A 25,567-nucleotide genomic window follows, 5' to 3' on the forward strand; every position below is an offset into this window, starting at 1 on the left:
GGAATCAGGCGAGGCGAACCAGCCAGCCGTGGCGGTCTGGCGCGCGGCCATACTGGATGTCGGTCAGCTCCTTGCGCAGGGCCAGCGTGATTTCGCCAGCCGGTGCATTGAGGTCGCCCACCGAGAAGCCGTTGCCCTTGAGCTGGCCGATCGGTGTGATGACGGCCGCCGTGCCGCAGGCAAAGATTTCGGTGATGTCGCCCGAGGCCACGCCCTGCTTCCATTCGTCTGCCGAGACCTTGCGCTCTTCCACCACCATGCCGCGGTCGCGCGCCAGTTGCAGGATGGAGTCACGCGTGATGCCTTCCAGAATACTGCCCGACAACGCGGGCGTCACCAGCTTGTTTTCCTTGCCGTACACCAGGAAGACGTTCATGCCGCCCAGCTCTTCGAGGTATTTGCCCTCGGCAGGGTCGAGGAACAGCACCTGCGAGCAGCCATTGGCGTAGGCCTGCTCCTGGGGCAGCAGCGACGCGGCATAGTTGCCGCCGCACTTGGCAGCGCCCGTGCCGCCCTTGGCTGCGCGCGCGTAGTCGGTCGACAGCCAGATGGCAACCGGTGCCACGCCCTTGGCAAAGTAGGGGCCGGCGGGGCTGGCGATGACGTAGTAGCTGGCCTTGTGGGCGCTGCGCACGCCGAGGAAAACTTCATCGCCAATGATGAAGGGGCGCAGGTACAGGCTGGCTTCTTCGCCGCCGGGAACCCATTCCTGATCCACGGCGATCAGCTGCTTGAGCGATTCCACGAAGATCTCGACCGGCAGCTCGGGCAGGGCCAGGCGACGGGCAGAGCGCTGCATGCGCTCGGCGTTGGCGGTGGGGCGGAAGGTCCAGACCGAGCCATCGGCGTGGCGGTAGGCCTTGATGCCTTCAAAGATTTCCTGGCCGTAGTGCAGCACGGCAGCGGCCGGGTCCAGCGAAATCGGGCCGTAGGGCATGACCTGCGCGTCGTGCCAGCCGGTGTCCTTTTCCCAGCGCACGGCCACCATGTGGTCGGTGAAATGCAGGCCAAATCCGGGCTTTTCCAGGATTTTGGCGCGGTCTTCAGCGCTGCGTGGGTGGCTCGAACGGGTGAGCGCAAAGCTTGGGGAAGAGGGGGACACGGGACTTTCCTTCCAGATGGCAACAGGGAGCCGGCGGATCAGGCCGCCAGGCTGTACGTGGGGGCTGCCACAGTGGCGCAAATGCCGCTGTGCTGCATGCCAGACCCCGTAGCATGCCATTTTTTTGGCCCGGTGTGCCGCAAATCCGACATTCAGCCCAAGCCAATGGTCAGGCACCAGGCCGTGTTTCGCGAAGGGAAGGGGCGCTGCGCGCAGCGTTTTCTCAATGCACCGTGGCGCGCTGCTGGGCCAGAAAATCCAGCAGCAGGGACTCGAAGGCATCCGGGCTCTCCAGCTGGGGCCAGTGGCCGACACCGGGCAGGCTGTGGTGTACGGCATGTGGCAGCAGGTCGGCGAGGGCCTGCATGCGCTGCGGCGGCATGCATACGTCCTGCGCGCCGCTCACCAGCAGGCTGCGCTGGCCCAGGTGTGGCAGTCGCTCGGCCAGGGTATTGGGACCGGCCAGCATGTCCAGGGCGCGGCCATAGGCCAGCGGCTGAACCTGCGTGATCGCATGGCGCGCCAGCTGCAATCCTTCGGGCAAGGCATTTTGGCCCGCCTGCAGCTGCACCAGCTGCTGGGCAAAGCGCTGCAGTTGCACGGGCTCCGGGCAGGCTTGTTGCTGGCATTCGGCCAGCAGGCGCTGGCGTGTTGCCACCCAGTGCTCCTGCTCACCAGCACCCAGCGCAGGGCCGCCAGCCACCAGGGTCAGGCTGCGCACGCGGGTGGGGTTGCGCAGGGCGATTTCGGCCGCCACCATGGCACCCAGGCCGTGGCCTACGATGTGGGCACGGCCGATCTTCATGACCTCGAGCAGGCGGTCGGCAGTCGCTGCCAGCGCTGCCAGACTGTAGCCGCCGTAGGGGGGCGGGTTGCCGTGGTAGCCCGGCATGTCCCAGGCAATGGCACGGTAGCCCTGGCTGGCCAGCAGCTCCACCTGCGGGGCAAAGCCGAGGTGATCGGTGTCGGCATCGTGCAGCATCAGCACCGAGGGGCCGCTGCCGAGCATGGCGAAATTGGGGATCAGGGACATACCTTGGAGTTACCTGCGCTGATGTTTCACGTTATCCACAAGATGCGGGCGGCCGTGCGAAAAATCAACGCCTGCGCGGCCCGCATTGCATCTTCCATGAAAAAGGCCAGCGCAAGGCTGGCCCGGGCAGTGGTTGGGGAACACGATTCTTAATCGGCCGCACGCGCCTTGCGGCGGCGCGTGGCAATCGCCAGTGCGCCCAGGGCGGCAGACAGCGCTGCCAGCGCACCGGCGCCCAGGGTGGGTACGGGCGCGGCGCCATTGACGGGCGGCACTGACCCCTGCGCGGTGATGCTGGTTTGCGCGGTGTTGTTGAGCAGCGCAGCGTCCACCTCACCGGTCACGCCCGTTACGACTGCATCCACGCTGTAGGTGCCAGGCGCTGAAACGGTCACGGGGATGTTCAATGGTCCCAGGCTGGCGCCGGGTGCAACCGGGCCGCCCGCAAGCGCCAGGTTACAGGCAATCTGCTGGGGCGTTGTCGCCGTGCAGCCAGCAGGCAGGCTGGCGCCTCCGGTCACCTGCACATTGGCGGGTAGCGTGACGGTAAGCGTGCCATCAGTCACATCGCCAGCAGCGCCGTTGTTGGCGACCTGTACCGCCAGCACCTGGGGTGTGCCCACGCCAAAGGGCGCTGCAGGCCCGCTGATGGCAGGGACGGCGTCCGGCGCCAGGGCCAGCGCGGTGATGCTGGTCTGGGCCGTGTTGTTGAGCAAGGCGGCGCCGGTCTCGCCGGTCACGCCCGCCACGGTCACATCCACGTTGTAGGTGCCGGGGGCCGAAACAGTGACGGGAATGCTCAGCGGTCCCAGGTTGGCGCCAGGGGCAACCGGGCCCATGCCTGCGGCAGCCAGGTCGCAATTGATCTGCTGTGGTGATACGGCGGTACAGGCGGCTGGCAGGCCGCTGCCCGCCTGCACATTGGCAGGCAGGGTGATGGTGAGTGTGCCGTCGGCCACATTGCCGCTGCCGCCCTGGTTGGACAGGTTGACCGCCAGTGTCTGCGGGGTGCCTACATAGAAGGGGGCAGTAGGTCCGCTGACTGCGGGAACGGCGTCGGGTGCCAGCGGTTTGGCGCAGCCGGCCACGGTCTGGGGCAGGCCCCATACGCTGTTTGCGCCTGCGGGTAGCGTGATGTTGCCCAGGGCAAAGCCGATGTTGGCAACCAGGGCTTCTTCCGGCGCCGCAATGCGGGTGAGGGAGTTGCCGGTGGTGTTGTCGCGATTGGCGACCCACATGGCACCATCTGCGCCTCGGCGCACGTGGCCGCCTCCGTTGGAGCCGCCGGTTATGCCAATGTACTGCTCACTGGCCTTGATGGTTGTCGCATCGCCAGAGCTCACGTCATACCGGTACAGCTGGCCAGGATAGATGTTGGAGACGTACAGGTATTTGCCGCTGGGCGAAAAATCCGCAGCGTACGCGGAGCCTAGCGCTCCCCCGCGCCAGCTGGCGATTTCGGTGGCCTGCCCGGTCTGTGCGTTGAAGCGCATCGTCCGGATGACGTTGCTGGCGTTGGAGCCCTGGACACTGGTGGCCACAGCGAACTGTGTCAGATCCTTGTTGAAATAGATGCTGCCAAAGAGGTTGCCGACGTTTTCGGACAGCGTGGATATTACCGGGGCGCCGACCGGGCCATTGCTGTCGAACTGCTGCGCAACCAGGTTCCTGGTGCCATAGCTGGTGGTGAGCACCCAGTAGCCGGTGCCGTCGTTATTGGGCACGGCAGAAAGGGTTTCGTTGCTGGAGATGCCGCCGGGAACGGTGATGTTCTTGCTGGTGACCGCACCCAGGCCGCCATTGGCGGTCATGTCCACCACCGAGTACAGCAAGGTGCCCGGGTTACCGGCTGCCAGCCCCGACGTAGACACCACGAAGTATTTACCGGGCACATCAGGGGCCGCAAAGGCCACCACGACTTGCACAGCACTTTGGTTGCCGACGATGCCATTGCCATTGCTCATGACGACCTGGTCACGGTTGTAGACGTTGCCCTGACCTACCCAGAACTGCAAGGTGCCATTGCTGTCCGTGACAACCGTGGTTCCTTCATCCACCCAGGGGATGGTTGCCGGATTTGCCGTGATGGTGGGCAGCGCAGTGCCGGACACACCGAAATCCATTGCGATCTTGTTGCCGGCAAACCAGTAGCGCTCTGTTGCGCGCACCTGGGTGGGCGTGCAGTTCTGCAAGGGGTTGGTGTTGGTCTGGGCCCATGCCTGCGTGGCGGCCAGGCCCAGCAGCGCCAGTGGCAGGACTTTGTGCAAAAGCTTCATCGGATTCCTCTCTCTCGTTGTGTGGTGCACCTGCGCCAGGGACGCAATGCGGGCAGCGCTTCCTTTGTTGGGCAAAGTATTGGATCGCTTAATAATTTTAACTTATCAATCAATAATAGCAATTTAATTGATTATTTGTATTGAGATGTCCGATGCCCCACCCACCGGCGTGAGCCCAGGCGCCATGCACCTACGCAGGCAGGGGTCGCATGGGCTGGCCGATAATTGATGCAGTTGCCTTATGCATGCATGCCGTTTCCCGGCCATGCAGCCTGTCTGTCCCGTGAACCGCTCCTTGTCGCCTGAACACTTCCACCCCGCTGCTGCGCCGTTTTCCGAGCGCGACTTTCGTGACGCGCTGGGTCGCTTTGCCACCGGCGTGGCGGTAGTGACGGCGCTGGCGCCTGACGGCGCGAAGGTGGGGCTGACGATCAGTTCGTTCAACTCGGCATCGCTGACACCGCCCCTGGTGCTGTGGAGCCTGATGAAGACGGCCACCTCGATGCCGGTGTTCGAGGCCGTGAGCCACTATGTGGTGAATGTGCTGGGCGCACCGCAAAAGGAGTTGGCGCTGCAGTTCAGCCGCAAGGGTGTGGACCGCTGGGCGGGTGTGGACTGGCAGCAGGGCGCCAGCGGCCTGCCCTTGCTCGATGGCGCCATTGCCACGTTTGAATGCAGAAGCCGCAGCCGCCACGATGCGGGCGACCATGTGATTCTGGTGGGCGAAGTCGAGCACTGCAGCTACCGGACCGGTGTGGCGCCGCTGCTCTACCATGGCGGGCAGTTCTATACCGAGCAGCTGCTCTGACGATTCCGCATCTAGGCATTTCAAAAACAAAACCCGCAGGCGGTGACCGCTGCGGGTTTTGGTGTTTTTGGCCTCTGGTGCTCTACTAGTGGGCGCTATGCGCTACCAAAACGATAGTTATTTTTCGACAAAGGCGCGTTCGACGACGAAGTCGCCAGGGGTGGAGGTGTTGCCTTCCTTGAAGCCGCGCGACTCGAGCAGTTCCTTGAGCTCGGCCAGCATGGCAGGGCTGCCGCAGAGCATGACGCGGTCGGTGTCGGGGTTCAACTCGGGCAGGCCGATGTTCTGGGGGAAGGTGCCAGCATTGATCTGGTTGGAGATGCGGCCCTGGTTGCGGAAAGGCTCGCGCGTGACCGTGGGGTAGTAGATGAGCTTGTCCTTGACGATTTCGCCCAGGAATTCGTGGTTGGGCAGCTCTTCCTCCAGCAGCTGCTGGTAGGCGAGCTCCTGCACCTGGCGCACGCCGTGCACGACGACCACTTTCTCGAAGCGCTCATAGGTTTCGGGGTCGCGCGCCACCGACAGCCAGGGCGCCAGGCCTGTGCCCGTGCCGATCAGGTACAGATTCTTGCCGGGCAGCAGGTAATCCACCAGCAGGGTGCCGGTGGGCTTCTTGCCGACGATGATGGTGTCGCCCACCTGGATGTGCTGCAGCTTGCTGGTGAGTGGGCCGTTGTCCACCTTGATCGACAGGAACTCGAGGTGCTCTTCGTAGTTGGGGCTGGCGATGGAGTAGGCGCGCAGCAGGTTCTTGCCGTCGACCTTGAGGCCGATCATGGTGAAGTGGCCGCTGGAGAAGCGCAGCGCCGGGTCGCGCGTGGTGGTGAAGGAAAAGAGGCGATCGGTCCAGTGGTGGACGGAGAGGACACGTTCTTCGAGAAAAGCGCTCATGACAATGCAGGTTCAAAAATGGCTGCTGCAAAGGGCGCGGAAATGGCGCTGCGGCAGTCTGGGTTGGTCTTGGAGCGTGCGGAAGATCTTCTGGCGCCAATGCTGAGATCGAAAACACGCTCCTGTATATCTATAAACGCTATTGTTCACTATTCATACAACTTAAACGTCATATGGGCATATCGTCGTGTTCATATCAGGGGTATCGGCCCTCTGGGCACGGGGGATGCGCAGCTGTCTGCGGGCCGTGCAGGGGTGCTTGGCTGTGGAATTTTCCGCACACCCCGCCGCTGGCTGGCACTTGCGGCGAAAATAGCCCGCCAAAGGCGTGCCCGACGTAAACACGTTCTAAGAGCCGCTAACACAACCCAGCAAATCGTAGATTTGCGGTTGAGACGAGGCGCGAAGCCGCAGGCAGTACAGACGTACGACAAGGCGAAGCAACGACGTATCAAGGGTTGTGTTAACGGCTCTAAGAGGTGGCACAGGACCGGTTCTTTGAGTTCAGGAGACTTATCCCATGACAACCCGTTTGGCAATGCGTGCTGTGGCCTGGTCAGCAGCCCTGGTGTGTTCGGCTGGTGCCCATGCAGAAGGCACCATCAAGATCGGCGAGATCAACAGCTACAAGAGTCAGCCTGCGTTTCTGGAGCCCTACAAGCGCGGCATGGAGCTGGCGATTGACGAGGTGAACAAGGCAGGCGGCGTAGGTGGCAAAAAGCTGGAGCTGATCACCCGTGACGACAACGCCAACCCCGGCGATACCGTGCGCGTGGCCGAGGAGCTGATCGCGCGTGAGAAGGTCGATGTGCTGGCGGGCGGCTTTCTGTCGAACACCGGCATGGCGCTGACCGATTTCGCCAAGCAGAAGAAGTTCTTCTACCTGGCCACCGAGCCGCTCACCGACAAGATGGTGTGGAGCAACGGCAATGCCTATACCTTCCGCCTGCGGCCATCGACCTATATGCAGGTGTCGATGCTGGTGGAGGAGGCCTTGAAGCTGAAGAAGAAGCGCTGGGCACTGGTCTACCCCAACTACGAATACGGCCAGTCGTCGGTCGCCACCTTCAAGGCCAAGATGAAGGCGGCGCAGCCCGATATTGAATTCGTGACCGAGCAGGCCACGGTGCAGGGCAAGGTCGACGCGGGCAGCGTGGTGCAGGCGCTGGCCGACGCCAAGCCCGACGCCATCTTCAACGTGCTGTTTGCCACCGACCTGACCAAGTTCGTGCGCGAAGGCAATACGCGCGGCCTGTTCAAGGGCCGCCCGGTGGTGAGCGTGCTGAGCGGCGAGCCTGAGTACCTGGATGCCTTGAAGAGTGAAACGCCCGATGGCTGGATCGTGACGGGCTACCCGGTGCACACGCTCAAGACGCCCGAGCACAAGGCTTTCTTCGACGCCTACCAGGCCAGGTACAAGGATTACCCGCGCCAGGGATCGGTGGTGGGCTACGCGGGCATCAAGTCGCTGGCCGAAGGCATCAAAAAAGCGGGTAGCACCGAGACCGAAGCGCTGGTCAAGGCCTTTGAGGGGCTGGAGGTGGTTTCGCCCTTTGGCAAGATCACCTGGCGCGCCCAGGATCACCAGTCGACCATGGGCGCCTTTGTGGGCCGGCTCAAGAAAGTCAAGGGCAAGGGCGAGCTGGTGGACTATGTGTACCGCGATGGCAAGGATTACCTGCCCTCGGATGATGAGGTGAAAAAGCTGCGGCCGAATCCATGACGCACCCCCTGTGCCGCTGCGCGGCGGCGCTTCTTCGCCGTCTCGCAGAGCGTGAAATATCCTCCCCCTGTGGCGCTGCACGCCTTCCTGCCCCTGCGCCGCACAGCGTTGCGCGGAAACGGACGCCATGAGTTTTTCCGGCCTGTTGGTTCAACTGCTGGGGGGCCTGGCGGGGGCTTCGTCGCTGTTTCTGGTGGCGGCGGGTCTGTCGCTGATCTTTGGCGTGTGCCGCATCGTCAACTTTGCCCATGGCTCGTTCTACATGGTGGGGCTGTATGCGGCCTATGCCATTGCCGAGGCGTTGCTGCCGCTGGCAACCTGGGGCGAAGGCTGGGCGTTCTGGCTGTCGATTCCGCTCGCCGCCCTCGGTGTGGGGATGCTGGGTGCGGTGGTGGAGGTGCTGCTGCTGCGCCGCATCTACAAGGCGCCAGAGCTTTTTCAGCTGCTGGCCACGTTTGCGCTGGTGCTGGTCATCAAGGACGCGGTGCTGTGGCTGTGCGGGCCTGATGAACTGCTGGGCCCGCGCGCGCCGGGGCTGGGCGGCGCGGTCGATATCCTGGGGCGCGCGTTTCCTTCTTATGATCTATTTTTGATAGCAGCTGGCCCTCTGGTGTTGGGCGCTACCTGGCTTTTATTGCACAAGACACGCTTTGGCATGCTGGTGCGCGCTGCCACCCAGGACCGCGAGATGGTGGGCGCGCTGGGCGTGCGCCAGGCCTGGCTGTTCACCGCAGTGTTTGCCTTGGGCGCGGCGCTGGCAGGCCTGGGCGGCGCGCTGCAACTGCCGCGCGAGCCCGCCACGCTGGAGCTGGATCTGCAGACCATCGGCTCGGCCTTCGTCGTGGTGGTGGTGGGCGGCATGGGGTCGCTCACCGGCGCCTTCGTGGCCGCGCTCCTGGTGTCGGTGGTCAAGGCCGTCTGCGTGTGGCTGGGCGTGGTACAGATTGCCGGGGTGGATGTGGCCTTTCCGCAGCTGACCCTGATGGTGGATTTTCTGGTGATGGCCGTGGTGCTGGTGGTACGGCCCTGGGGCCTCTTTGGCAAGCCGCAGGCGGCCAGCCGCACGCAGGGCCTGCGCGAACAACCCCTGCACCCGCTGCAGCCGGCGTTCTGGGCCGCGGGCGGGGTGCTGCTGCTGGGCTTGCTGGCGCTGCCGTGGGTGGTGGGGGCCGATTCGTACACGCTGGTGCTGCTGGTCGATCTGCTGATTGCAGCGCTGTTTGCCGCGAGCCTGCATTTCCTCATGGGTCCTGCGGGTCTGTATTCGTTTGGCCACGCGGCCTACTTTGGCCTGGGCGCCTATGGCGCGGCCCTGCTGCTGTCGGCGCTGCATTTGCCCATGGAACTGGCGCTGCTGCTGGCGCCCCTGGCCGCTGCCGCGGGCGGCCTGTTGTTTGGCTGGTTTGCCGTGCGGCTGACCGGGGTGTACTTTTCCATGCTGACCCTGGCCTTTGCGCAGATCACCTGGGCCACCACCTTCCAGTGGGATTCCGTCACTGGCGGCAGCAATGGCCTGACGGGTGTGTGGCCTGCCGCCTGGCTGGAAGACAAGCGCTGGTTCTACCTGCTGACACTGGCGCTGGTGACCGCAGGCGTGCTGTGGCTGTGGCGCGTGCTGTACGCCCCGCTGGGCTATGCACTGCGGGCCGGGCGCGATTCACCACTGCGGGCCGAGGCGATCGGTATTCCGGTTGCCAAGGTGCAATGGCTGGGCTTTGTGCTGGCGTCCGGGGTGGCCGGTCTGGCGGGCGCGCTGTTTGCTTTTTCCAAGGGCAGCATTTCGCCGGAAACCATGTCGGTGGCCAAATCCGTTGATGGGCTGGTGATGGTGCTGCTCGGGGGTGTGCAGACCCTGGTGGGCCCGGTGGTGGGCGCGTTCAGCTTCACCTGGCTGCACGATGCGCTGGCGCGCAATACCGATTACTGGCGCGCGGCGCTGGGCGGCGTGATTTTGCTGCTGGTGCTGATCTTCCCGCAGGGCATTGCAGGCTACGCCGCGCAGTGGAGCGCCTGGTGGAAAGCGCGGGGCGAGGCCCGGCTTCCCCGTTAGCTAGCGGGGCTGAAGCTTCACCAGGGCCAGATTGGCGATACCCGCAGCCGCTGGCGTAGCCCGGCCATGGGCCACCTGGGCGAACAGCTCTGTAGCCATCCGCCCCACGCAGCGGCCCGCTTGCCATACGGGCATGGCAAGCGGCAGCAAGGTGATGTTCTGCCGCGCCTGCGCCATGAAGGGGTCGGCCGACGCGACGCGCTCCACGCGCCATTGCGCATCCACGTACACGGCGTCGGCGGCAGCGGGCTCCACTGGGATGACATCCGTCAATTGCAGCATCTGGTAGCGGGCAGGGTGCCCCGTTTGGTCCAGCACGGCGCGCAGCATGCTTTGCACACATTCCGCCACCGCCGGTGCGGGCTGGATGGCATTGTGCAGAAATGCAAAGCCAGCCTGCGCCTCATCCGTGCTGTGCCATAGGCCTGCGCCTGTATCGCCGCGCTGCTGCACGCGCGCACTGTTGCCGCAGCCGATCTGGCCCAGTGCATTGATGGCGATCAAGCCTGCATCGGCCTGGGGGTGGGCGGCCAGCACCTGATCGACGGCTGCCTGGGGGGGTATGCCGGTGGCCAGCAGGGCGAGCACGCGCTGGTTCAGCGGCTCCTGGTGAATGGCGCCGGGGCGGTTGGGCAGGCGGTGGCCGGTGACCAGGCCCACACCGTCGCGCCCCGGCAGAAATTGCATGAGTGGCTCGGGCCGCTCGGGCCCGCTGGTGATGACTGCGGCGTGCGTGGCTGCCAGCCATACAGGTGGAATCTGCAGCGCCGTGATGCCGCCCTGCTGGCCCCAGCAATGGTGCACCTGGCCAGCTGCATCGATGACTGCAAACACCGCAAAGCCGCCGATCTCGCCCCGGCCCAGCAGTTCCGCCGCGATCACCGCCTGGCGCACGGCGGCGCCCGCCTGTGGCCCGTGGGCCGCGATTCCTAAAGTCATTCCACCCCTGCTCTGGTGTGTGCAAAGCGCAGATCATCGCAAAGAACGGCGGGGCTGAACAGCAGGCGCTGCCCTTAGAACGTGTTTACATGTGCCGAGGCCAGAAAAAACGCCCTGGGCGTATGGCCGCAGGGCGCTGGTGGGGTTCGGGAAGGGGGAGCCGGGAGCGACTCAGGCGCTGCAGGCCTTGCTGCCCTTGGCAGCGTGCATGCCCTTGGCCTTGGCGTCGGCCTCGCTCATGTATTCGCCATTCTTGGTGGTGCCGTAGTAGCGGTCGCCCTGGCAGTGGTAGACCTTGGTGTTGTTGTTGGCCCAGACCTTGCCTGCGCCGCCGCCAGGGGCTGCGGTCTTGGCGGGCGCCGGTACTGCTCCTGCTTTGGGAGCGGCTGCCGCAGGTGCAGCGGCTGCTGGTACTGCTTTTGACTCTGCTGCGGGTGCAGCGCTGGCGCCGCCGCTCTTGTCAATGCCCTTGTGGCCCTTGCATGCGCCCTTGGAGGTTTCTGCCTGCACGCTGGTGCCATCCTTGCACAGGAAGGTCTGCATGGCAGCAGCGGGTTTGGCGGCGGCGGGCGCCGCAGCGGCGGCTGGGGTTTGTGCAAAGGCGGCGGCGGTGCCGCACAGGGCGACGGTGGCGATCCAAGCTTTCCATGTATTGCGCATAAAGCACTCCTGTTATCGGTGTGAAGGCTGTTAATTGCCAGGTGCTGGGCAACTGCTGCACCCAAAGGCCATGCCATGCTGCGCCTGCGGCATGCAAAAAACAAGTGCAAGCGCGGTGTGCGTCGACAGGCGGCTGTCAGTTGTTTGCACTTGGCGACACCGGGGGCACGTCGGCAAGGCCTGGATACAGGGTCTGCAGCGCCTGCTGCAGGCATTCGCCCAGCAGGAGCTGCAGCGATTGAAGGTGAGCGTTGCGGGTGGCATCGGCCATGGGCGCATCCTTTTCCTGCGCGCCGATGGCCGCCCACAGCGCCTGCCACTGGCTGGCATGGGCCTGCACGGCAGCCTGCACAGCGTCGTTCCACTGCACGGGTGCGCCGGGGCTGGTATAGCGACCACGCCCCCGGCCAAAATGCGATATCACCACGTACTTGAGTAGCGCCTGGTTGGCCAGCGCCGTCAGATAGTCGGGCGACAGGCGAAAGCGCTGCTCCTCCTGGTCAAATACCTTGTTGGCGCCCCAGGCGGCGCCAGCAAAGGTGATGGCGCCCACCAGCGCGCCAACGAGTGCACCGGCGCCCAGCGTCATGCCGCCGGCCACCATGTCGGCGCCCAGGCCGGTGGCAGCACCCGCCGTGACTGCGCCCCACAGGCTGGCGCTTTGCGGGTCGATGGGCGTGCTGATCTTGAGTTGGTCCTTGAGCTGCTGCTGGATCTGGCTGGCGGCCTGGCCGTCGAGGTGGTGCAGTGCAAGCAGGGTTTGCGTGCTGGCAATGTCGGCCTGCTGCAGGGATTGCGTGAGCCGCTGCATGGCAGCAGCCTGCTGCGGGCTGATGGCGTCGTCGGCGGCGGGTTTGCCGCGCACCGCTTGGGTGACCTGGGTCAAGGTATTGCCGAGCTTGCCCCAGGCCCGCTGCCACAGCTTGCTGTCTTCGGCCTCGGCCACTTCCTGCGCGGTTGCGGCATGCAGCAATTGTTCGGCCAGCGCCTGCAGGCTGGCGGATTCGCGCTGTCGCTGGGCGCTGGCGCGCTCGTGCAGCAGGCGCAGGTAGGCGGGTTGCTTGGCATCGGGCAGCAGCGGTGTGATCCGCTCCAGCACCTGCTTTTCGTGCCACCAGCTGCGGGTGAAGGCGTCGAGCACCTGCACGCCTTTGACGGTGCCTGCAAACTCGGTCGTCGCCGCGCGCCAGCGTTGCAGGTCGGCGGCCGTCTGCGTGGCAGAGGTGTCGCTGCCGATCTGGTTGAGCAGCACCAGCACGGGTTTGTCCATCCACTGAAGGATGCGCATTTCGCTGGCCCAGTAGCCGGCGTCCTGCGGGTCCTCGGCAGCATTCACCAGGTAGAGCATCACATCGGCATGGTCGCGCGCGGCCAGCAGGGCGCGCTGGCTCATGTAGAAGGGCTTGTCGCGCCAGCGGTCCCACACATTCGACAGGAACCAGCCCAGCGGGTTGCCTTGCTGGCGCAGGCGGTTGTAGAGGCGCAGAGAATCGCCAAAGCCCGGCGTGTCCCACAGCCACAGCGTGTCGCCTTGGGCCGTGCGCTGCAGCAGGTAGCGCTGCGATTCGCTGGTGACGTGGGCGGCATCCTGGATTTCGCCCACATCGCCTTCCACCAACGTGCGGGCGAGCGTGGTCTTGCCAATGTTGGTGTGCGACAGCAGGCACCACTGGATGGACTGATCGTTGTTGGCGGAGGAGGGCGTTGCGGTATCTGCTGTCATGGATGAATACTACAAAATCAGGAGCTGGCGGCGCTTACCAGGTGCGCGGTAAAGCCGTTCTGGCTTGCAAAATCGTGCCACAGGGCTTCGCGCTCCTGCAGGCGCCGGGGAGCGCCGCTGTTGCGCGCGGCGAAGTCGGCGGTCCACAGCCATAGCTGGCTGCTGCTGCCATGCCGCTTATGCAGCTGGGCCAGCAGCTCGGCGTGGATTTCGGCCTCGGGCGTGGCGGCCAGGTTGACCAGCAGCACCGTTTGGGCGGGTGATACTGCGGCCATGTCGGGCAGCGCAGCGCCGTAGGCGAGGCTGGGGCGCCAGGTGATGCCGGCCCCTGCTCCGTAAAGCGTTGCGGCATGGTGTTCCACGGCAGCCTTGCGCTCGGGGGTGATCTCCATGCTGTAGGGCACGATCACCAGTTGCGTGGCCAGGCCGCCAAAATCACGCTGCAGGCTGGCAAAGTAGGGCTGGTTCAGCGGCAATGCCATGTGGCTGACCAGCCAGCGCCAGCGCAGGCCCTGCCACAGCGCCAGCAAGAGGCGCGGCACGATCACCAGCACGGCCAGCAGCGCGGTATAGGCCCAGACCCAGCGCTCGCCAACGCCCATGGCTGGCAGCTGTGCCCCGGTGGCAGCCGGGCGGTCATTGGCCACCCAGCCCTGCAGGGGCTGGATATCGGACAGGCTCCAGGGGCTGGTCAGCTGCAGCCATTGCGTAGGGGCAAACAGAGCGTTCAGCCATTGCTGCACCTGGCCGGCAGACAGGAAAGTGCTCTCCCAGCCCACCTGGTACTCCCGCGTCAGCCCGGTGATCCACAGCGATGCGAGCGCCCCTGCGGCCATGGCCGCCGCACCCAGGTGCAGCCACAGCAGCCACTGCGCATGGCGTGCGGGCCGACTGATCTGCCACCAGTTGCGCTCAAAGGCCAGCGCCATCAGGCGCAGGGCTGTGCCGCGCAGCCCCGGCATGGCCTTGCCGCGCAGGCGCTGCAGCCAGCCGGGCGGGCCGTCGCCGGGCGTGTCAGTGGCTGCAGGGGCGCTTTGAGAGGGCTGCAGAACCGCGATCGCCTGGCGGCGCGGCCGGGCCAGGCGCAGCGTGCCGTGCAGCACCGTCCACAGATACACCAGCAGATTCCACAGCACGATGCCCAGGAGCGAGAGCGACAGCAGATCGACCCGGTGCGGATCGGTGATGCGGTGGCTGACGAAACCCGCCACCAGCGCCCCCATCAGGATGGCGGCAGGCGCCCAGCGCGCCATGGCGGGAGGCGCCTGCCACAACTGCCGTACATCGGCGGGCAGGTTGCTGGCGGCAATGATGTGCGCTGCCCGCGTCTGCAGGAACTGCCCGAACGCGGCCTGGCCGGCCCGGCCTTCGGTGGCGGGCTGGCCCAGCGCATGCAGCACCTCCTGCGTGATGGCCTCGCGCCGTGCGGCATCGGGCAGGGCGTCGCTTGGGGCAGCGGTTTCCATGGCGTGGGCAAAAACGATGTCGCGAACGGCGTCAGCTTTCATGGGCCTATTGTGGCATCGGGAAAACCTGCAAGGTTTTGGCCTTTGCGCTGTGGTATCAACGATGGTTAACCCAGCCATTTCCACCAACGAGAGAGACAAAGGATGACGACCATGCAATTTGCGCCCATGCCCGATGCAGACGGTTTTTTTGGCAACTACGGCGGCCAGTTGGTGCCGCCGCACCTGAAGCAGGCGATGGACGACATCTCCCAGGCCTACGACAAGATCGTGCAGCGCCAGGATTTTCAGGATGAGCTGCAGCACCTGTTCCAGGATTACGTGGGCCGGCCCAGCCCCATCTTCCACGCCCGGCGCATGTCCGAGCAGCTGGGTGGCGCGCAGATCCACTTGAAGCGCGAAGACCTCAACCACACCGGCGCCCACAAGATCAACCATTGCCTGGGCGAGGCGCTGCTGGCCAGGTTCATGGGCAAGACCAAGGTGATTGCCGAAACCGGCGCGGGCCAGCATGGCGTGGCGCTGGCCACTGCCTGCGCGCTGGTCGGCATTCCATGCGAAATCCACATGGGGCAGGTCGATATCGAAAAAGAGCACCCCAATGTCACCAAGATGCGCATCCTGGGCTGCAAGCTGGTGGCGGTAACGCGTGGGCAGGCCACCTTGAAGGACGCGGTGGACAGCGCGTTTGAAGAGTACCTGAAGGACCCGACCAACTTTCTGTATGCGATCGGCTCGGTCGTCGGCCCGCACCCCTTTCCCAAGATGGTGCGCGATTTCCAGTCTATTGTGGGCCGCGAGGCGCGCGAGCAGTTCCAGGCCAGGCACGGCAAGCTGCCTGATTATGTGGCGGCCTGCGTGGGCGGAGGCTCCAACGCCATGGGTATCTTCACCGCGTTCCTCGATGACGCGGAGGTTCAGCTCGTTGGCGTGGAGCCTGCAGGCGAGGGTGTGGACAAGCCCGGCAAGCATGCCGCCACCCTGTCGGTGGGCAAGCCCGGCGAAATCCACGGCATGAAATGCTACGTGCTGGAAAACGCCGACGGCTCGCCCGCTGCCGTGCACAGCATTGCCTCGGGCCTCGATTACCCGGGTGTCGGGCCGCAGCACAGCTACCTCAAGGACATTGGTCGTGTCGACTACCAGGCGGTGGACGACAAGGAGTGCCTGAATGCCTTCATGACACTCTCCCGCGTCGAAGGCATCATTCCTGCGCTGGAAAGCTCCCACGCGGTGGCCTGGGCCATGCGCATGGCGCCCACGCTGGGCAAGGGCGCGAACATCCTGGTCAACCTGTCCGGGCGGGGTGACAAGGACGCGGACTACGTCGCCCAGAAGCTGGGGTTGTAACGGCGGCAGCGCAGAGCGCTGTATACAGAACACCGATGATGGGGAGCCGAAAGGCTCCCTTTTTCATGGCCCGTCTGTCGCGGACGCTACAGCAAATACACAAGAGGTATTTGGATATGTGAAATTAGTATTTGTATTATGCATACTGAAGGCTTCAAAATTCATTTTTTGCATTCAACACGATGGAACTCCGTCAGCTCGAGGCTTTTGCAGCCGTGATCTCCACCGGTAGCGTGACTGCCGCAGGGCGCTTGCTGGGTCGCTCGCAGCCCGCCATCAGCCGCCTGGTACAGGAGCTGGAGCAGGAGATCGGCTACGCACTTTTCAGCCGCAACGGCCCGCGCGTCACGCCGACCGAGCAGGGTTTTCTGCTGTATGAGGATGTTGCCCATGCGCTGCAGAGCCTGCAGCACATCCGCCAGCGCGCCAGCGAGATCGCGCAGGGCAGCCAGCGGCCCCTGAACCTTCTGGCCACGCCAGCCCTGGCTGCGGGCCTGGTGCCGCAAGCGCTGGCGCAGATGGAGGCAGAAGCTGCAGACAGCATCTCGCACATCCGGATGCGCAGCGCTTCGCCCGAGCAGGTGGCGCACGGCGTGCTCACTGGTGCTGCCCAGATGGGCGTGAGCAGCCTGCCACTGGAGCATCGCGGTCTGCAGGTGCACTGGATCGGCCGTGCCGCCTGCGTGGCCGTGCTCCCGCAGGACGACCCGCTGGCAGACTTGGCGGTGGTGCCTCTGGCGGCCCTGGCCGAGCGCCGGCTCATCACCATGACCAACCCCTACCGCTTGCGCGGCCGGCTGGACGATGCCTTTGCGGCAGCGCGCCCGGGCGAGCAGCGCGGCAAGACCCAGTTCATGGAAACCAATGCCTCGGTCAACGCCATTGCTGCCGTGCGTGCGGGCCTGGGCGTATCGGTGCTGGAGCCGGTCACTGCGCTGGGCCTGCCGCTGCAAGGCGTGGTGGTACGCCCGCTCGATACCGAGATTCCCTTTCTATTCGGCGTGGTCACCCAGCAGGCCGCGCCCTGCACACCGGCGATGGATGCGCTCTGCCAGACCCTGACCGATGTGGCGCAGCGCCTGCTGCCGGGTTTTGTATTGCACGACGCGCGCGATCACGCAGCGCTGCTGGAAGAAATGCTGCCGCCCGGCCAGCCGCCAGCGCCTGCCGCCCACGAATCCTCTGAGAACCACGAATGACCCACGACACCATACTGCCGCCCCAGGGGCTGGACGCGCTCGAAGCCCGGGTGCGTCAGGACCTGGCCTGGCTTGACCTGCCCGCCAAGGACTGGGTGCCCGAGACCACGTTGAATGGCGAACCCGTACTGCCCGTAGCCATCATCGGCGGCGGCATGTCCGGCATGGCTGCCTGCGCGGCGCTGCGCTTCATGGGCGTGCAGGCTGAGATATTCGACCAGTCGCCTGCAGGCTTTGAAGGCCCCTGGGCCATCACGGCGCGCATGGAAACCCTGCGCTCGCCCAAGCAGCTCACCGGCCCGGCGCTGGGCAAGCCTTCGCTCACCTTCCGCGCCTGGTTCGAGTCGCAGTTCGGGTTGGAGGCCTGGGACGCGCTCGACAAGATTCCGCGCCTGCAGTGGATGGACTACCTGCGCTGGTTCCGCAAGGTGCTGGCGCTGCCCGTGCACAACGAGCACCGCGTGCTGGCCGTGCGCCCGCGCGGTGATGGCGTGGTGCAGCTCGATCTGCACAGCCCCGAAGGTGAGCGCACTGTGTTTGCCCGCCACGTGGTGCTGGCCACCGGGCGCGACGGCCTGGGCGGTGCCTATGTGCCTGCGTTTGCAGGCGACCTGCCGCGCGAGCGCTGGGCGCATTCGTCCGACACGATGGACTACCACCAGCTCGCCGGCAAGCGCGTGGGCGTGGTGGGGGCGGGTGCCTCGGCCATGGACAGCGCCGCCACGGCGCTGGAGAGCGGTGCAGCCAGTGTGGAACTGCTGATCCGCCGCAGCGACATTCCGCGCGTGAACAAGGGCAAGGGTGCGGGCAGTCCCGGCCTCACCCACGGCCACCTGCGCCTGCCAGACGCATGGAAATGGAAGATTCGCCACTACATCAATGTGCAGCAGGTGCCTCCGCCACGTGGCAGCACGCTGCGCGTATCCCGCAACGCCCATGCCCACTTCAACCTGGGTACAGCCATTGAGCGCATGGAGTGGACAGGCGAGGAGATTCGCGTGCACACCTCCAAGGGGGTGTTCCACCTGGATTTCGTGATCTTTTCCACCGGATTTCGCATCGACTGGACATCGCGCAGCGAATTTGCGCCGTTTGCCGCCCATGTGCGTAACTGGAGCGACCGCTTCGAGCACCCGCAAGGGGAAGACGACCAGGAACTGGCCGACTCGCCCGACCTCGGGTCTGCCTTCGAGCTGCAGCCCAAAACGCCAGGCGCCTGCCCGGGCCTGGAACGCATCCACGCGTTCTCTTACCCTGCTGCGCTCACGCACGGCACGGTCTCGGGAGACATTCCGGCCATCAGCGTGGGCGCAGAGCGCCTCGCGCAAGGCATTGCGAGCACGCTCTACGCCGAGGATGTGGAGTGGCACTTCGAAAAGCTGCAGGCTTTCAGTGAGCCGGAGGTGTTTGGCGACGAGTGGACGGCCGCACTGCCGCCCGCGCAGCGCACCGTGGAAGAGAGCGCGTCATGATCGGCTGGCTGCTGCGCCGTGTTGCGCAGGCCCTGGTGGTGGTGCTGTTGATGACGGTGATCGTCTTTGTGGGCCTGCACGCCATCGGCAACCCGGTGGACATCCTCATCGGCCAGGATGTGGACCAGGTCGAGCGCGCGCGCATCATTGCCGAGCTCGGTTTTGACCAGCCGTTGTGGCGCCAGTACCTGGGCTTTCTGAATGGTGCGCTGCACGGCAATCTGGGCGCGAGCTTCGTCTACAGCGTGCCGGCCATCGAACTCATCCTGCAGCGCCTGCCCGCTACGCTGGAGCTGGCCGTTGCGGCGCTGATACTGGCCGTGCTGCTGGGCGTGCCACTCGGCCTCTTCGCCGGGCTGTATCCGGAGAACTGGTTTTCCAAATCCGTCATGGCGGGCAGCATCGTGGGCTTTTCGCTGCCCACGTTCTGGGTCGGCCTGATGCTGATCATGACCTTCAGCGTGTCGCTGGGCATGCTGCCCTCCAGCGGGCGCGGCCAGACCGTGGAGTTTCTGGGTGCGCAGTGGTCGTTCCTCACGCTCGATGGCCTGCGGCACATGCTGCTGCCGGCCATCAACCTGTCGCTGTTCAAGATTTCGCTGGTGATCCGCCTCACACGCGCCGGCGTGCGCGAAGTGCTGCCGCAGGACTGGGTGAAGTTTGCGCGCGCCAAAGGCCTCTCGCCGATGCGCGTGGTGGGCATGCACGTGCTGCGCAACACGCTGATTCCGCTGGTGACGGTGCTGGGCCTGGAGTTGGGCTCCACCATCGCCTTTGCCGTGGTCACCGAAAACATCTTTTCCTGGCCCGGGGCCGGCAAGCTCATTCTCGACAGCATCAACGCACTGGACCGCCCCGTGATCGTTTCCTACCTCGTGGTGGTGGTGTGCCTCTTTGTCACGCTCAACCTGATCGTGGACATCCTCTACAAGGTGCTCGACCCGCGCGTGCGCCTGGAGACCGTCGCATGAGCCGCAGTGCCAACCTCTCTTCTGCTGCCGCCCCCGTGCGCCAGCCCTCGCCGTGGCGCGAGCACATGGCCGATTTCATGGCATCGCGCCTGGCGGTGTTCGGCCTGGTGGTGGCTGTGGTGCTGATTCTGGCTGCGCTCGTGGCGCCCTGGATCACGCCGCAGAACCCCTATGACCTGCAGCAGCTCGATGTGCTCGACGCCCGCCTGCCACCGGGCTCGCCCAACGGCCTGGACACCTTCCGCTACATGCTGGGAACCGACGGCCAGGGCCGCGATCTGTATTCCGCCATTCTGTACGGCCTGCGCATCAGCCTGATGGTGGGCGTGGGCTCCGCGCTCATCGCGGGCGTCGTGGGCACGCTGCTGGGCCTGCTGGCCGCCTACGCCGGCGGGCGGACGGACACCATCATCATGCGGCTGGTCGACCTGATCCTCTCGTTCCCCTCCATACTGGTGGCGATGATGATCCTGGCCTACCTCGGCAAGGGCGTGGGCAACGTGGTGCTCACGCTGGTGATCCTGGAGTGGGCCTACTATGCCCGCACGGCACGCGGTCAGGCGTTGGTGGAGCGCAGGCGCGAATATGTGGAAGCCGCGCGCTGCCAGGACATTCCCGGCTGGCGCATCATGGTGCGCCACATTCTGCCCAACTGCCTGCCGCCGCTGATCGTCATCGGCACGCTGCAGATTGCCCGCGCCATCACGCTGGAGGCCACGCTGAGCTTTCTGGGCCTGGGCGTTCCGGTGACCGAACCCTCGCTCGGCCTGCTCATCTCCAACGGCTACCAGTTCATGCTGTCGGGCCAGTACTGGATCAGCTTCTATCCGGGCATTGCCCTGCTGGTCACCATCGTCGCCATCAACCTGGTGGGTGACCGCCTGCGCGACGTGCTCAACCCGAGGAACACACGATGAGCAGCACGCCCACCCTGCAGGTGCGCAACCTGCGCACCGAATTCGACACCCGCGCCGGGGTGCTGCGCGCGGTGAACGATGTGTCGTTCACGCTGGAGCGTGGCCGTATCCTGGGCCTTGTGGGCGAGTCCGGCTCGGGCAAGTCCGTGACGGGCTTTTCCATCATGGGCCTGGTCGATGCCCCGGGCCGCGTGAGCGGTGGCGAGGTGCTCTTTCAAGGCCGCGACATCACCAGGCTGCCTGCACGCGAACTGCGCGCCCTGCAGGGCAATCGCATCGCGATGATCTTTCAGGACCCGATGATGACGCTCAACCCCGTGTTGCGCGTGGACACGCAGATGATCGAGGCCGTACGCGCGCACACCAGCGTGAGCCGGGCGCAGGCCCGCGAGCGCGCCCGCGAGACGCTGGCCATGATGGGCATTCCCAGCCCCGATGAGCGCTTGCAGGCCTACCCGCACCAGCTCTCAGGCGGCATGCGCCAGCGCGTGGCCATTGCGATTGCCATGCTGCACCGGCCGGATCTGATCATTGCGGACGAACCCACCACGGCGCTGGATGTGACCATTCAGGCACAGATACTCTCTGAAGTGCAGAAGCTCGCGCGCCAGCACGGCACCTCGCTGATCTGGATCACGCACGACCTGTCGGTGGTGGCGGGCCTTGCCGACGAAGTGGCTGTGATGTACGCAGGCCGCATTGTTGAGCAGGGCGATGTGGACGCGGTACTCGACCGGCCTCTGCACCCTTACACCGCAGGCCTCATCGGCAGCCTGCCTGCCAACAACCGGCGCGGCACACGCCTGCAGCAGATCCCTGGCATGACCCCCAACCTGTTGCATCTACCGCCCGGCTGTGCATTCGCCGCCCGCTGTGCAAGGGCCACCGGTGCCTGCACGGTGCAGCCCGAGCAGACCGAGCCGGTCGCAGGCCGCCTGGTGCGCTGCTTCCATCCGGCGCTGGAGCAGCACGCATGAATACCACTGTGACGAACTCCCCCCTACCTGCCACTGCGCCCGTGGTGGAGCTGCGCCAGATCAGCAAGCGCTTTGGCGAGCAGCCACCGGGCTTGGCAGGGCGCGTGCTGCAAGGCCTGGGGCTGGAAAAGCCCCACCCTGTGACGCGTGCGGTCGACCATGTCGACCTCATCGTGCGCCCTGGCGAAGTGGTAGGCCTCGTTGGTGAATCGGGTTGTGGCAAATCCACGCTGGGCCGCATTGCGGCGGGCCTGCTGCCCGCTTCGGATGGCGAGGTGCTGTTCGATGGCAAACCCATCAGCAGCATGAGTGCGCAGGAGCGCCACGCGGTGCGTCTGAAGATCCAGATGATTTTTCAGGACCCCTATGCCAGCCTCAACCCGCGCCTGCGTGTGGACGAGATCGTGGGCGAGGGCGCGCGTATTCACGGCCTGGTCGACAAGGCGGGCTTTGATGACTATGTGTGCGCGCAAATGGAGCGCGCCGGGCTCGACCCGGCCCTGCGCAGCCGCTATCCGCACCAGTTCAGCGGTGGCCAGCGTCAGCGCATCGGCATTGCACGCGCGCTGGCCGTGCAGCCCACCATGCTGGTGTGCGACGAGGCCGTGGCCGCGCTGGATGTGTCGATCCAGGCGCAGATCCTGAACCTGTTCATGGATCTGCGCGAGCAGCTGCATCTCACCTATCTGTTCATCAGCCACGATCTGGGCGTGGTCGAGCATATCTCCGACCGCGTGGTGGTGATGTACCTCGGCCGTGTGATCGAGTCGGCGCCCGTCGAAGAACTCTTTGCGCGGCCCAACCATCCGTACACCCAGGCCCTGCTGGCGGAGGTGCCCAACATGAATGCGCGGCATCGCACCTATTCGGCCATCCAGGGAGAAATCCCCAGCCCGCTCAACCCGCCCGGTGGCTGCCACTTTCACCCCCGCTGCCCGCGCGCCATGGCGCGCTGCAAGGTGGAGGCGCCGCAGCTCAAGGGCGTTGCCATCCAGCACCTGAGCGCCTGCCACCTCAACGACGCGGCCTGAAGGCCGCCTGCAGCGCCCCTCGCCATTCCGTTCCACACCGCCAACGCCTTTTTCCGATTTCAACAGGAGCCCGCCATGAAACGCATCGTCCTCTCCTCCCTCACCGCTGCCTTGCTGTCTGCAGGCCTGGCCGTCCATGCACAGACCCTGAACATCGGCTTTGCCGACCCGGTCTCGTCGATGGACCCGCAACTCAACAACCACGCGGGCGACCGCTCGGTGGACCTGCACTTCTGGGATCTGCTGGTGCAGAACAACCACAACAAGCTGCAGCCAGGCCTGGCCGCCAGCTGGAAGAACCTCGACCCCAAGACCTGGGAGTTCAAGCTGCGCACCGATGTGAAATGGCAGGACGGCAAGCCTTTCACCGCCGATGACGTGATCTTCTCCTACCAGCGCGCGCGCTCGGTGCCCGGCAGCGTGGCTACGTTCGCGGGCTACCTTCGCACCGTGGAATCGGTGACGGCCAAGGATGCGCACACGCTCGTCATCAAGACCAACATCCCCAACCCCGATCTGCCGCTGAACCTGGCTTCCGTGCACATCGTGAGCAAGCATGTGGGCGAGAAGGCCTCCACCGAAGACTACAACTCCGGCAAGGCAATGGTGGGCTCGGGCCCGTACAAATGGGTCTCCTACACACCGGGCGACCGCGTCGTGATGCAGCGCAGCGAAGGCTACTGGGGCGACAAGCCCCAGTGGGAAAAGGTGAACTACCGCTACATCAACAACGCCGCATCGCGCACCGCTGCGCTGCTGGCGGGCGATGTGGATGTAATCGACAAGGTCTCCGTCTCTGACCTGGCACGCCTCAAGAGCGCGCCCAATGTCACGGTCTACCCTTACGACGGCCTGCGCGTGATGCTGCTGCAGCCGAGCTTCAACCCGGCACCCAACCCCTTCATCACCGACAACGCGGGCAAGCCCCTGGCCAAGAACCCGCTGCTCGACCAGCGCGTGCGCCAGGCCTTGAACCTGGCCATCAACCGCGGGGCCATCGTGGACCGCATCCTGCAGGACGCCGCCACCGAAGCCAACCAGTGGATGCCCAAGAACACCTATGGCTACAACCCGGATATCAAGAACATCCCGTTCGATGCCGCGCGCGCCAAGAAGCTGCTGGCCGATGCCGGTTTCCCCGAGGGCTTCAAGCTCACCATGCATGTGCCCAACGACCGTTATCCGCAGGGCCCGGAAACCGCGCAGGTGGTGGCGCAGTTCTGGACGCGTATTGGCGTGAAGACCCAGGTGGAGGTGGTGCCATGGGCAGTCTACTCCGGCCGCGCCAACAAGAACGAGTACGCCATGAGCATGCTCGCCTGGGGCAATGGCACGGGTGAGGCCAGCTATGCGCTGGTGAATGTGCTGGCTTCGGTGGACATCAAGAAGGGTCTGGGCGCCTCGAACTGGGGCCACTACAGCAACCCCGCTGTGGACAAGGCGCTCACCGATTCCACCGAGGAGTTCGACACGGCCAAGCGCGAGGCGATCCTGCGCCAGTCGGCCAAGACTGTCTCTGACGATGTGGGCATCATTCCGCTCTTCCACTATCGCAACATCTGGGCGGCGAAGAAGGGCCTGAAGGTCACGCCGGTGAGCAGCGACCGCACCACGGCTGCCATGGTCACCAAGGCAGACAAGTGATGCCTGCGCTGCAAGTCACGGTAGACGAGGCCGATGGCCTCATCGATCTGCCCCGGCGCATCGCGGTCCGGCACGCAGCACCTGGCGAAGCGGTGGAGATCACCGCCGAAACATTGCGCAGCGGCGTGCTGTGGCGCGCGAGCGCGGTTTTTCTGGCGGATACTGACGGAACGGTCGACCTCTCTCGCGATGCGCCGCAATCGGGCAGCTATGCGGGTGCGGACGGCATGGGCCTGATCTGGTCGCAAAGCCCGGCGGATTCCAGCAGCCGCGAGCTGTTCAACCAGCCTGTGGCCGAGCCGCTGGTCACGCAGCTCATGGCACGCACCGCTGGAGCGCAGGCGCAGGCCGCGTTTACCCAGCAGCTCGCCGGTCCGGGGGTGACGCGCCGCGAGGTGCGCGAAGAAGGCCTGGTGGGCACGCTGTACCTGCCCGCAGGCCTGGGGCCGCATCCGGCGGTGCTGATTCTCAACGGCTCGGGCGGCGGCATCAACGAGCCGCGTGCGGCGCTGTACGCATCGCACGGCTATGCGGCCTTGGCGCTCGCGTACTTCAAGGCGCCAGGTCTGTCGGATTACATCTCCAACACGCCGCTGGAATACTTTCAGCGCGGCCTGCAATGGCTGCGCCGCACGGTGCGGCCCGCGCATGATTTTGTGGCGCTGAGCGGCCAGTCGCGTGGCGGTGAGCTGGTGCTGCTGCTGGGTGCAACCTTCCCGCAGGAGGTCTCAGCTGTTGTGGGCTATGTACCCAGTGCCTTTGTGCACAGCGGCCAGAATGCCTGCGACCCGAAGATCGGCCGCGAGGGCCCGACATGGCTTCTGGGCGGCAAGCCGCTCACGCATCTGTGGGAGAACAACCGCAGTGCCAGTTGGGCACCGTACGACGATGGCCCCGAGCCGCGCCGCCATGACCTGGCCATGCGCACCGCGCTGCAAGACCCGGAGGCGCTGGCGCGTGCACGCATTCACGTGGAAGACATCGCGGGGCCGGTGATGCTGCTGTCGGGCACCGACGACGGCTCCTGGCCTTCGAGCATCTACGCAGGCATCGTGCGCGACAAGCTCGCCGAGGTGCAGCATCCGCACGATGTGCAGTGGCTGGATTTCGAGCGCGCCGGCCACGCAATTCTCTTTCCCTATGTGCCGACCACGCAGCTGGTCTACGCCCACCCGGTGTCGGGCAAGGTCAGCACCGGCGGCGGCAACCCGGCCGATAACGCCCATGCCGATGCGGCGTCGTGGCAAGGGGTGCTCCGCTTTCTCGAACGCGCGGTGCAGGCACGTGCCAATGTTGCCCAAGCATCAGCCACCCATTCATAAATCCAAGGAGTCC

General features: G+C 65.3%; 20 protein-coding genes. 12 read left to right on the top strand and 8 right to left on the bottom strand.

From position 1 onward, the window contains the following. Positions 1–4: 4 nt before the first annotated feature. The 3 genes from LAD35_RS01250 to LAD35_RS01260 form a co-directional block, all read right to left on the bottom strand. Complete coding sequence (locus tag LAD35_RS01250) at positions 5–1,102, bottom strand: branched-chain amino acid aminotransferase (protein WP_224150960.1); 1,098 nt, start codon at positions 1,100–1,102, stop codon at positions 5–7. Between the two features lie 223 nt (positions 1,103–1,325). Then, positions 1,326–2,135 carry an alpha/beta fold hydrolase gene (locus LAD35_RS01255; protein WP_224150961.1) on the bottom strand — a complete coding sequence of 270 codons (810 nt, stop codon included), beginning with the start codon at positions 2,133–2,135 and terminating at the stop codon, positions 1,326–1,328. Between the two features lie 149 nt (positions 2,136–2,284). Beyond that, positions 2,285–4,411: an IPTL-CTERM sorting domain-containing protein gene (locus tag LAD35_RS01260; protein WP_224150962.1), complete on the bottom strand. Its 2,127-nt coding sequence runs from the start codon at positions 4,409–4,411 to the stop codon at positions 2,285–2,287. 265 nt (positions 4,412–4,676) lie between these two features. Between LAD35_RS01260 and LAD35_RS01265 the strand changes: the two genes are divergently transcribed. Continuing rightward, positions 4,677–5,219: a flavin reductase family protein gene (locus LAD35_RS01265; protein WP_377779854.1), complete on the top strand. Its 543-nt coding sequence runs from the start codon at positions 4,677–4,679 to the stop codon at positions 5,217–5,219. A 117-nt stretch (positions 5,220–5,336) separates the two neighbouring features. On the opposite strand, the gene LAD35_RS01270 is transcribed toward LAD35_RS01265, so the two are convergent. Next, positions 5,337–6,110, bottom strand: a complete 774-nt coding sequence (locus LAD35_RS01270; RefSeq protein ID WP_224150964.1) for a ferredoxin--NADP reductase — start codon at positions 6,108–6,110, stop codon at positions 5,337–5,339. Positions 6,111–6,630: 520 nt separating this feature from the next. Here LAD35_RS01270 and LAD35_RS01275 point away from each other — a divergent pair. Together LAD35_RS01275 and LAD35_RS01280 are read left to right on the top strand one after the other, a co-directional pair. After that, a complete protein-coding gene (locus LAD35_RS01275; RefSeq protein WP_377779840.1) occupies positions 6,631–7,833 on the top strand; it encodes an ABC transporter substrate-binding protein in 1,203 nt (400 codons plus the stop codon). Between the two features lie 127 nt (positions 7,834–7,960). After that, positions 7,961–9,883 carry an ABC transporter permease gene (locus LAD35_RS01280; protein WP_224150965.1) on the top strand — a complete coding sequence of 641 codons (1,923 nt, stop codon included), beginning with the start codon at positions 7,961–7,963 and terminating at the stop codon, positions 9,881–9,883. Here LAD35_RS01280 and LAD35_RS01285 read toward each other — a convergent pair whose 3' ends face one another. From LAD35_RS01285 to LAD35_RS01300, 4 genes are all read right to left on the bottom strand, one after another. Next, the gene (locus tag LAD35_RS01285) at positions 9,884–10,822 is read right to left on the bottom strand and encodes a DUF6963 family protein (RefSeq protein ID WP_224150966.1); all 939 of its coding nucleotides are present in this window, start codon (positions 10,820–10,822) and stop codon (positions 9,884–9,886) included. Between the two features lie 171 nt (positions 10,823–10,993). Next, positions 10,994–11,482 carry a hypothetical protein gene (locus tag LAD35_RS01290; protein ID WP_224150967.1) on the bottom strand — a complete coding sequence of 163 codons (489 nt, stop codon included), beginning with the start codon at positions 11,480–11,482 and terminating at the stop codon, positions 10,994–10,996. A gap of 136 nt (positions 11,483–11,618) precedes the next feature. Further along, positions 11,619–13,205, bottom strand: a complete 1,587-nt coding sequence (locus LAD35_RS01295) for a DUF3482 domain-containing protein (RefSeq protein ID WP_224150968.1) — start codon at positions 13,203–13,205, stop codon at positions 11,619–11,621. Between the two features lie 17 nt (positions 13,206–13,222). Beyond that, positions 13,223–14,713 (bottom strand): DUF2868 domain-containing protein, encoded by a 1,491-nt coding sequence (locus LAD35_RS01300; RefSeq protein ID WP_224150969.1) that lies wholly within the window; start codon positions 14,711–14,713, stop codon positions 13,223–13,225. Between the two features lie 102 nt (positions 14,714–14,815). Here LAD35_RS01300 and trpB point away from each other — a divergent pair, with 102 nt between their 5' ends. The 9 genes from trpB (at position 14,816) to LAD35_RS01345 (ending at position 25,554) form a co-directional block, all read left to right on the top strand. After that, positions 14,816–16,021, top strand: coding sequence for a tryptophan synthase subunit beta (gene trpB / locus LAD35_RS01305; RefSeq protein ID WP_224150970.1), 1,206 nt, complete (start codon positions 14,816–14,818; stop codon positions 16,019–16,021). A 182-nt stretch (positions 16,022–16,203) separates the two neighbouring features. After that, positions 16,204–17,220: a LysR family transcriptional regulator gene (locus LAD35_RS01310; protein WP_224150971.1), complete on the top strand. Its 1,017-nt coding sequence runs from the start codon at positions 16,204–16,206 to the stop codon at positions 17,218–17,220. After that, complete coding sequence (locus tag LAD35_RS01315) at positions 17,217–18,692, top strand: NAD(P)-binding domain-containing protein (RefSeq protein ID WP_224150972.1); 1,476 nt, start codon at positions 17,217–17,219, stop codon at positions 18,690–18,692. The genes LAD35_RS01310 and LAD35_RS01315 overlap by 4 nt, the downstream gene beginning before the upstream one ends. Continuing rightward, positions 18,689–19,663, top strand: a complete 975-nt coding sequence (locus LAD35_RS01320) for an ABC transporter permease (protein WP_224150973.1) — start codon at positions 18,689–18,691, stop codon at positions 19,661–19,663. The genes LAD35_RS01315 and LAD35_RS01320 overlap by 4 nt, the downstream gene beginning before the upstream one ends. Further along, positions 19,660–20,580: an ABC transporter permease gene (locus LAD35_RS01325; protein WP_224150974.1), complete on the top strand. Its 921-nt coding sequence runs from the start codon at positions 19,660–19,662 to the stop codon at positions 20,578–20,580. The genes LAD35_RS01320 and LAD35_RS01325 overlap by 4 nt, the downstream gene beginning before the upstream one ends. Next, positions 20,577–21,557 carry an ABC transporter ATP-binding protein gene (locus LAD35_RS01330; protein WP_224150975.1) on the top strand — a complete coding sequence of 327 codons (981 nt, stop codon included), beginning with the start codon at positions 20,577–20,579 and terminating at the stop codon, positions 21,555–21,557. Before LAD35_RS01325 ends, LAD35_RS01330 begins: the two co-directional genes overlap by 4 nt. After that, complete coding sequence (locus tag LAD35_RS01335; protein WP_224150976.1) at positions 21,554–22,588, top strand: ABC transporter ATP-binding protein; 1,035 nt, start codon at positions 21,554–21,556, stop codon at positions 22,586–22,588. The genes LAD35_RS01330 and LAD35_RS01335 overlap by 4 nt, the downstream gene beginning before the upstream one ends. 75 nt (positions 22,589–22,663) lie before the next feature. Beyond that, positions 22,664–24,232, top strand: coding sequence for an ABC transporter substrate-binding protein (locus LAD35_RS01340; protein WP_224150977.1), 1,569 nt, complete (start codon positions 22,664–22,666; stop codon positions 24,230–24,232). Further along, a complete protein-coding gene (locus LAD35_RS01345) occupies positions 24,232–25,554 on the top strand; it encodes an acyl-CoA thioesterase/bile acid-CoA:amino acid N-acyltransferase family protein (RefSeq protein WP_224150978.1) in 1,323 nt (440 codons plus the stop codon). The genes LAD35_RS01340 and LAD35_RS01345 overlap by 1 nt, the downstream gene beginning before the upstream one ends. Positions 25,555–25,567 lie beyond the last annotated feature (13 nt).

Origin of the sequence: Comamonas odontotermitis (assembly GCF_020080045.1) — a bacterium.
GTDB classification, from domain to species: domain Bacteria; phylum Pseudomonadota; class Gammaproteobacteria; order Burkholderiales; family Burkholderiaceae_C; genus Comamonas; species Comamonas odontotermitis.

What these genes read in the sequence shown, in the direction of transcription:
- LAD35_RS01255 (WP_224150961.1), bottom strand. Translation starts at nt 2,135, where the DNA reads ATGTCCCTGATCCCCAATTTCGCCATGCTCGGCAGCGGCCCCTCGGTG.
- LAD35_RS01260 (WP_224150962.1), bottom strand. Translation starts at nt 4,411, where the DNA reads ATGAAGCTTTTGCACAAAGTCCTGCCACTGGCGCTGCTGGGCCTGGCC.
- LAD35_RS01265 (WP_377779854.1), top strand. Translation starts at nt 4,677, where the DNA reads ATGCAGCCTGTCTGTCCCGTGAACCGCTCCTTGTCGCCTGAACACTTC.
- LAD35_RS01270 (WP_224150964.1), bottom strand. Translation starts at nt 6,110, where the DNA reads ATGAGCGCTTTTCTCGAAGAACGTGTCCTCTCCGTCCACCACTGGACC.
- LAD35_RS01275 (WP_377779840.1), top strand. Translation starts at nt 6,631, where the DNA reads ATGACAACCCGTTTGGCAATGCGTGCTGTGGCCTGGTCAGCAGCCCTG.
- LAD35_RS01280 (WP_224150965.1), top strand. Translation starts at nt 7,961, where the DNA reads ATGAGTTTTTCCGGCCTGTTGGTTCAACTGCTGGGGGGCCTGGCGGGG.
- LAD35_RS01285 (WP_224150966.1), bottom strand. Translation starts at nt 10,822, where the DNA reads ATGACTTTAGGAATCGCGGCCCACGGGCCACAGGCGGGCGCCGCCGTG.
- LAD35_RS01290 (WP_224150967.1), bottom strand. Translation starts at nt 11,482, where the DNA reads ATGCGCAATACATGGAAAGCTTGGATCGCCACCGTCGCCCTGTGCGGC.
- LAD35_RS01295 (WP_224150968.1), bottom strand. Translation starts at nt 13,205, where the DNA reads ATGACAGCAGATACCGCAACGCCCTCCTCCGCCAACAACGATCAGTCC.
- LAD35_RS01300 (WP_224150969.1), bottom strand. Translation starts at nt 14,713, where the DNA reads ATGAAAGCTGACGCCGTTCGCGACATCGTTTTTGCCCACGCCATGGAA.
- trpB (WP_224150970.1), top strand. Translation starts at nt 14,816, where the DNA reads ATGACGACCATGCAATTTGCGCCCATGCCCGATGCAGACGGTTTTTTT.
- LAD35_RS01310 (WP_224150971.1), top strand. Translation starts at nt 16,204, where the DNA reads ATGGAACTCCGTCAGCTCGAGGCTTTTGCAGCCGTGATCTCCACCGGT.
- LAD35_RS01315 (WP_224150972.1), top strand. Translation starts at nt 17,217, where the DNA reads ATGACCCACGACACCATACTGCCGCCCCAGGGGCTGGACGCGCTCGAA.
- LAD35_RS01320 (WP_224150973.1), top strand. Translation starts at nt 18,689, where the DNA reads ATGATCGGCTGGCTGCTGCGCCGTGTTGCGCAGGCCCTGGTGGTGGTG.
- LAD35_RS01325 (WP_224150974.1), top strand. Translation starts at nt 19,660, where the DNA reads ATGAGCCGCAGTGCCAACCTCTCTTCTGCTGCCGCCCCCGTGCGCCAG.
- LAD35_RS01330 (WP_224150975.1), top strand. Translation starts at nt 20,577, where the DNA reads ATGAGCAGCACGCCCACCCTGCAGGTGCGCAACCTGCGCACCGAATTC.
- LAD35_RS01335 (WP_224150976.1), top strand. Translation starts at nt 21,554, where the DNA reads ATGAATACCACTGTGACGAACTCCCCCCTACCTGCCACTGCGCCCGTG.
- LAD35_RS01340 (WP_224150977.1), top strand. Translation starts at nt 22,664, where the DNA reads ATGAAACGCATCGTCCTCTCCTCCCTCACCGCTGCCTTGCTGTCTGCA.
- LAD35_RS01345 (WP_224150978.1), top strand. Translation starts at nt 24,232, where the DNA reads ATGCCTGCGCTGCAAGTCACGGTAGACGAGGCCGATGGCCTCATCGAT.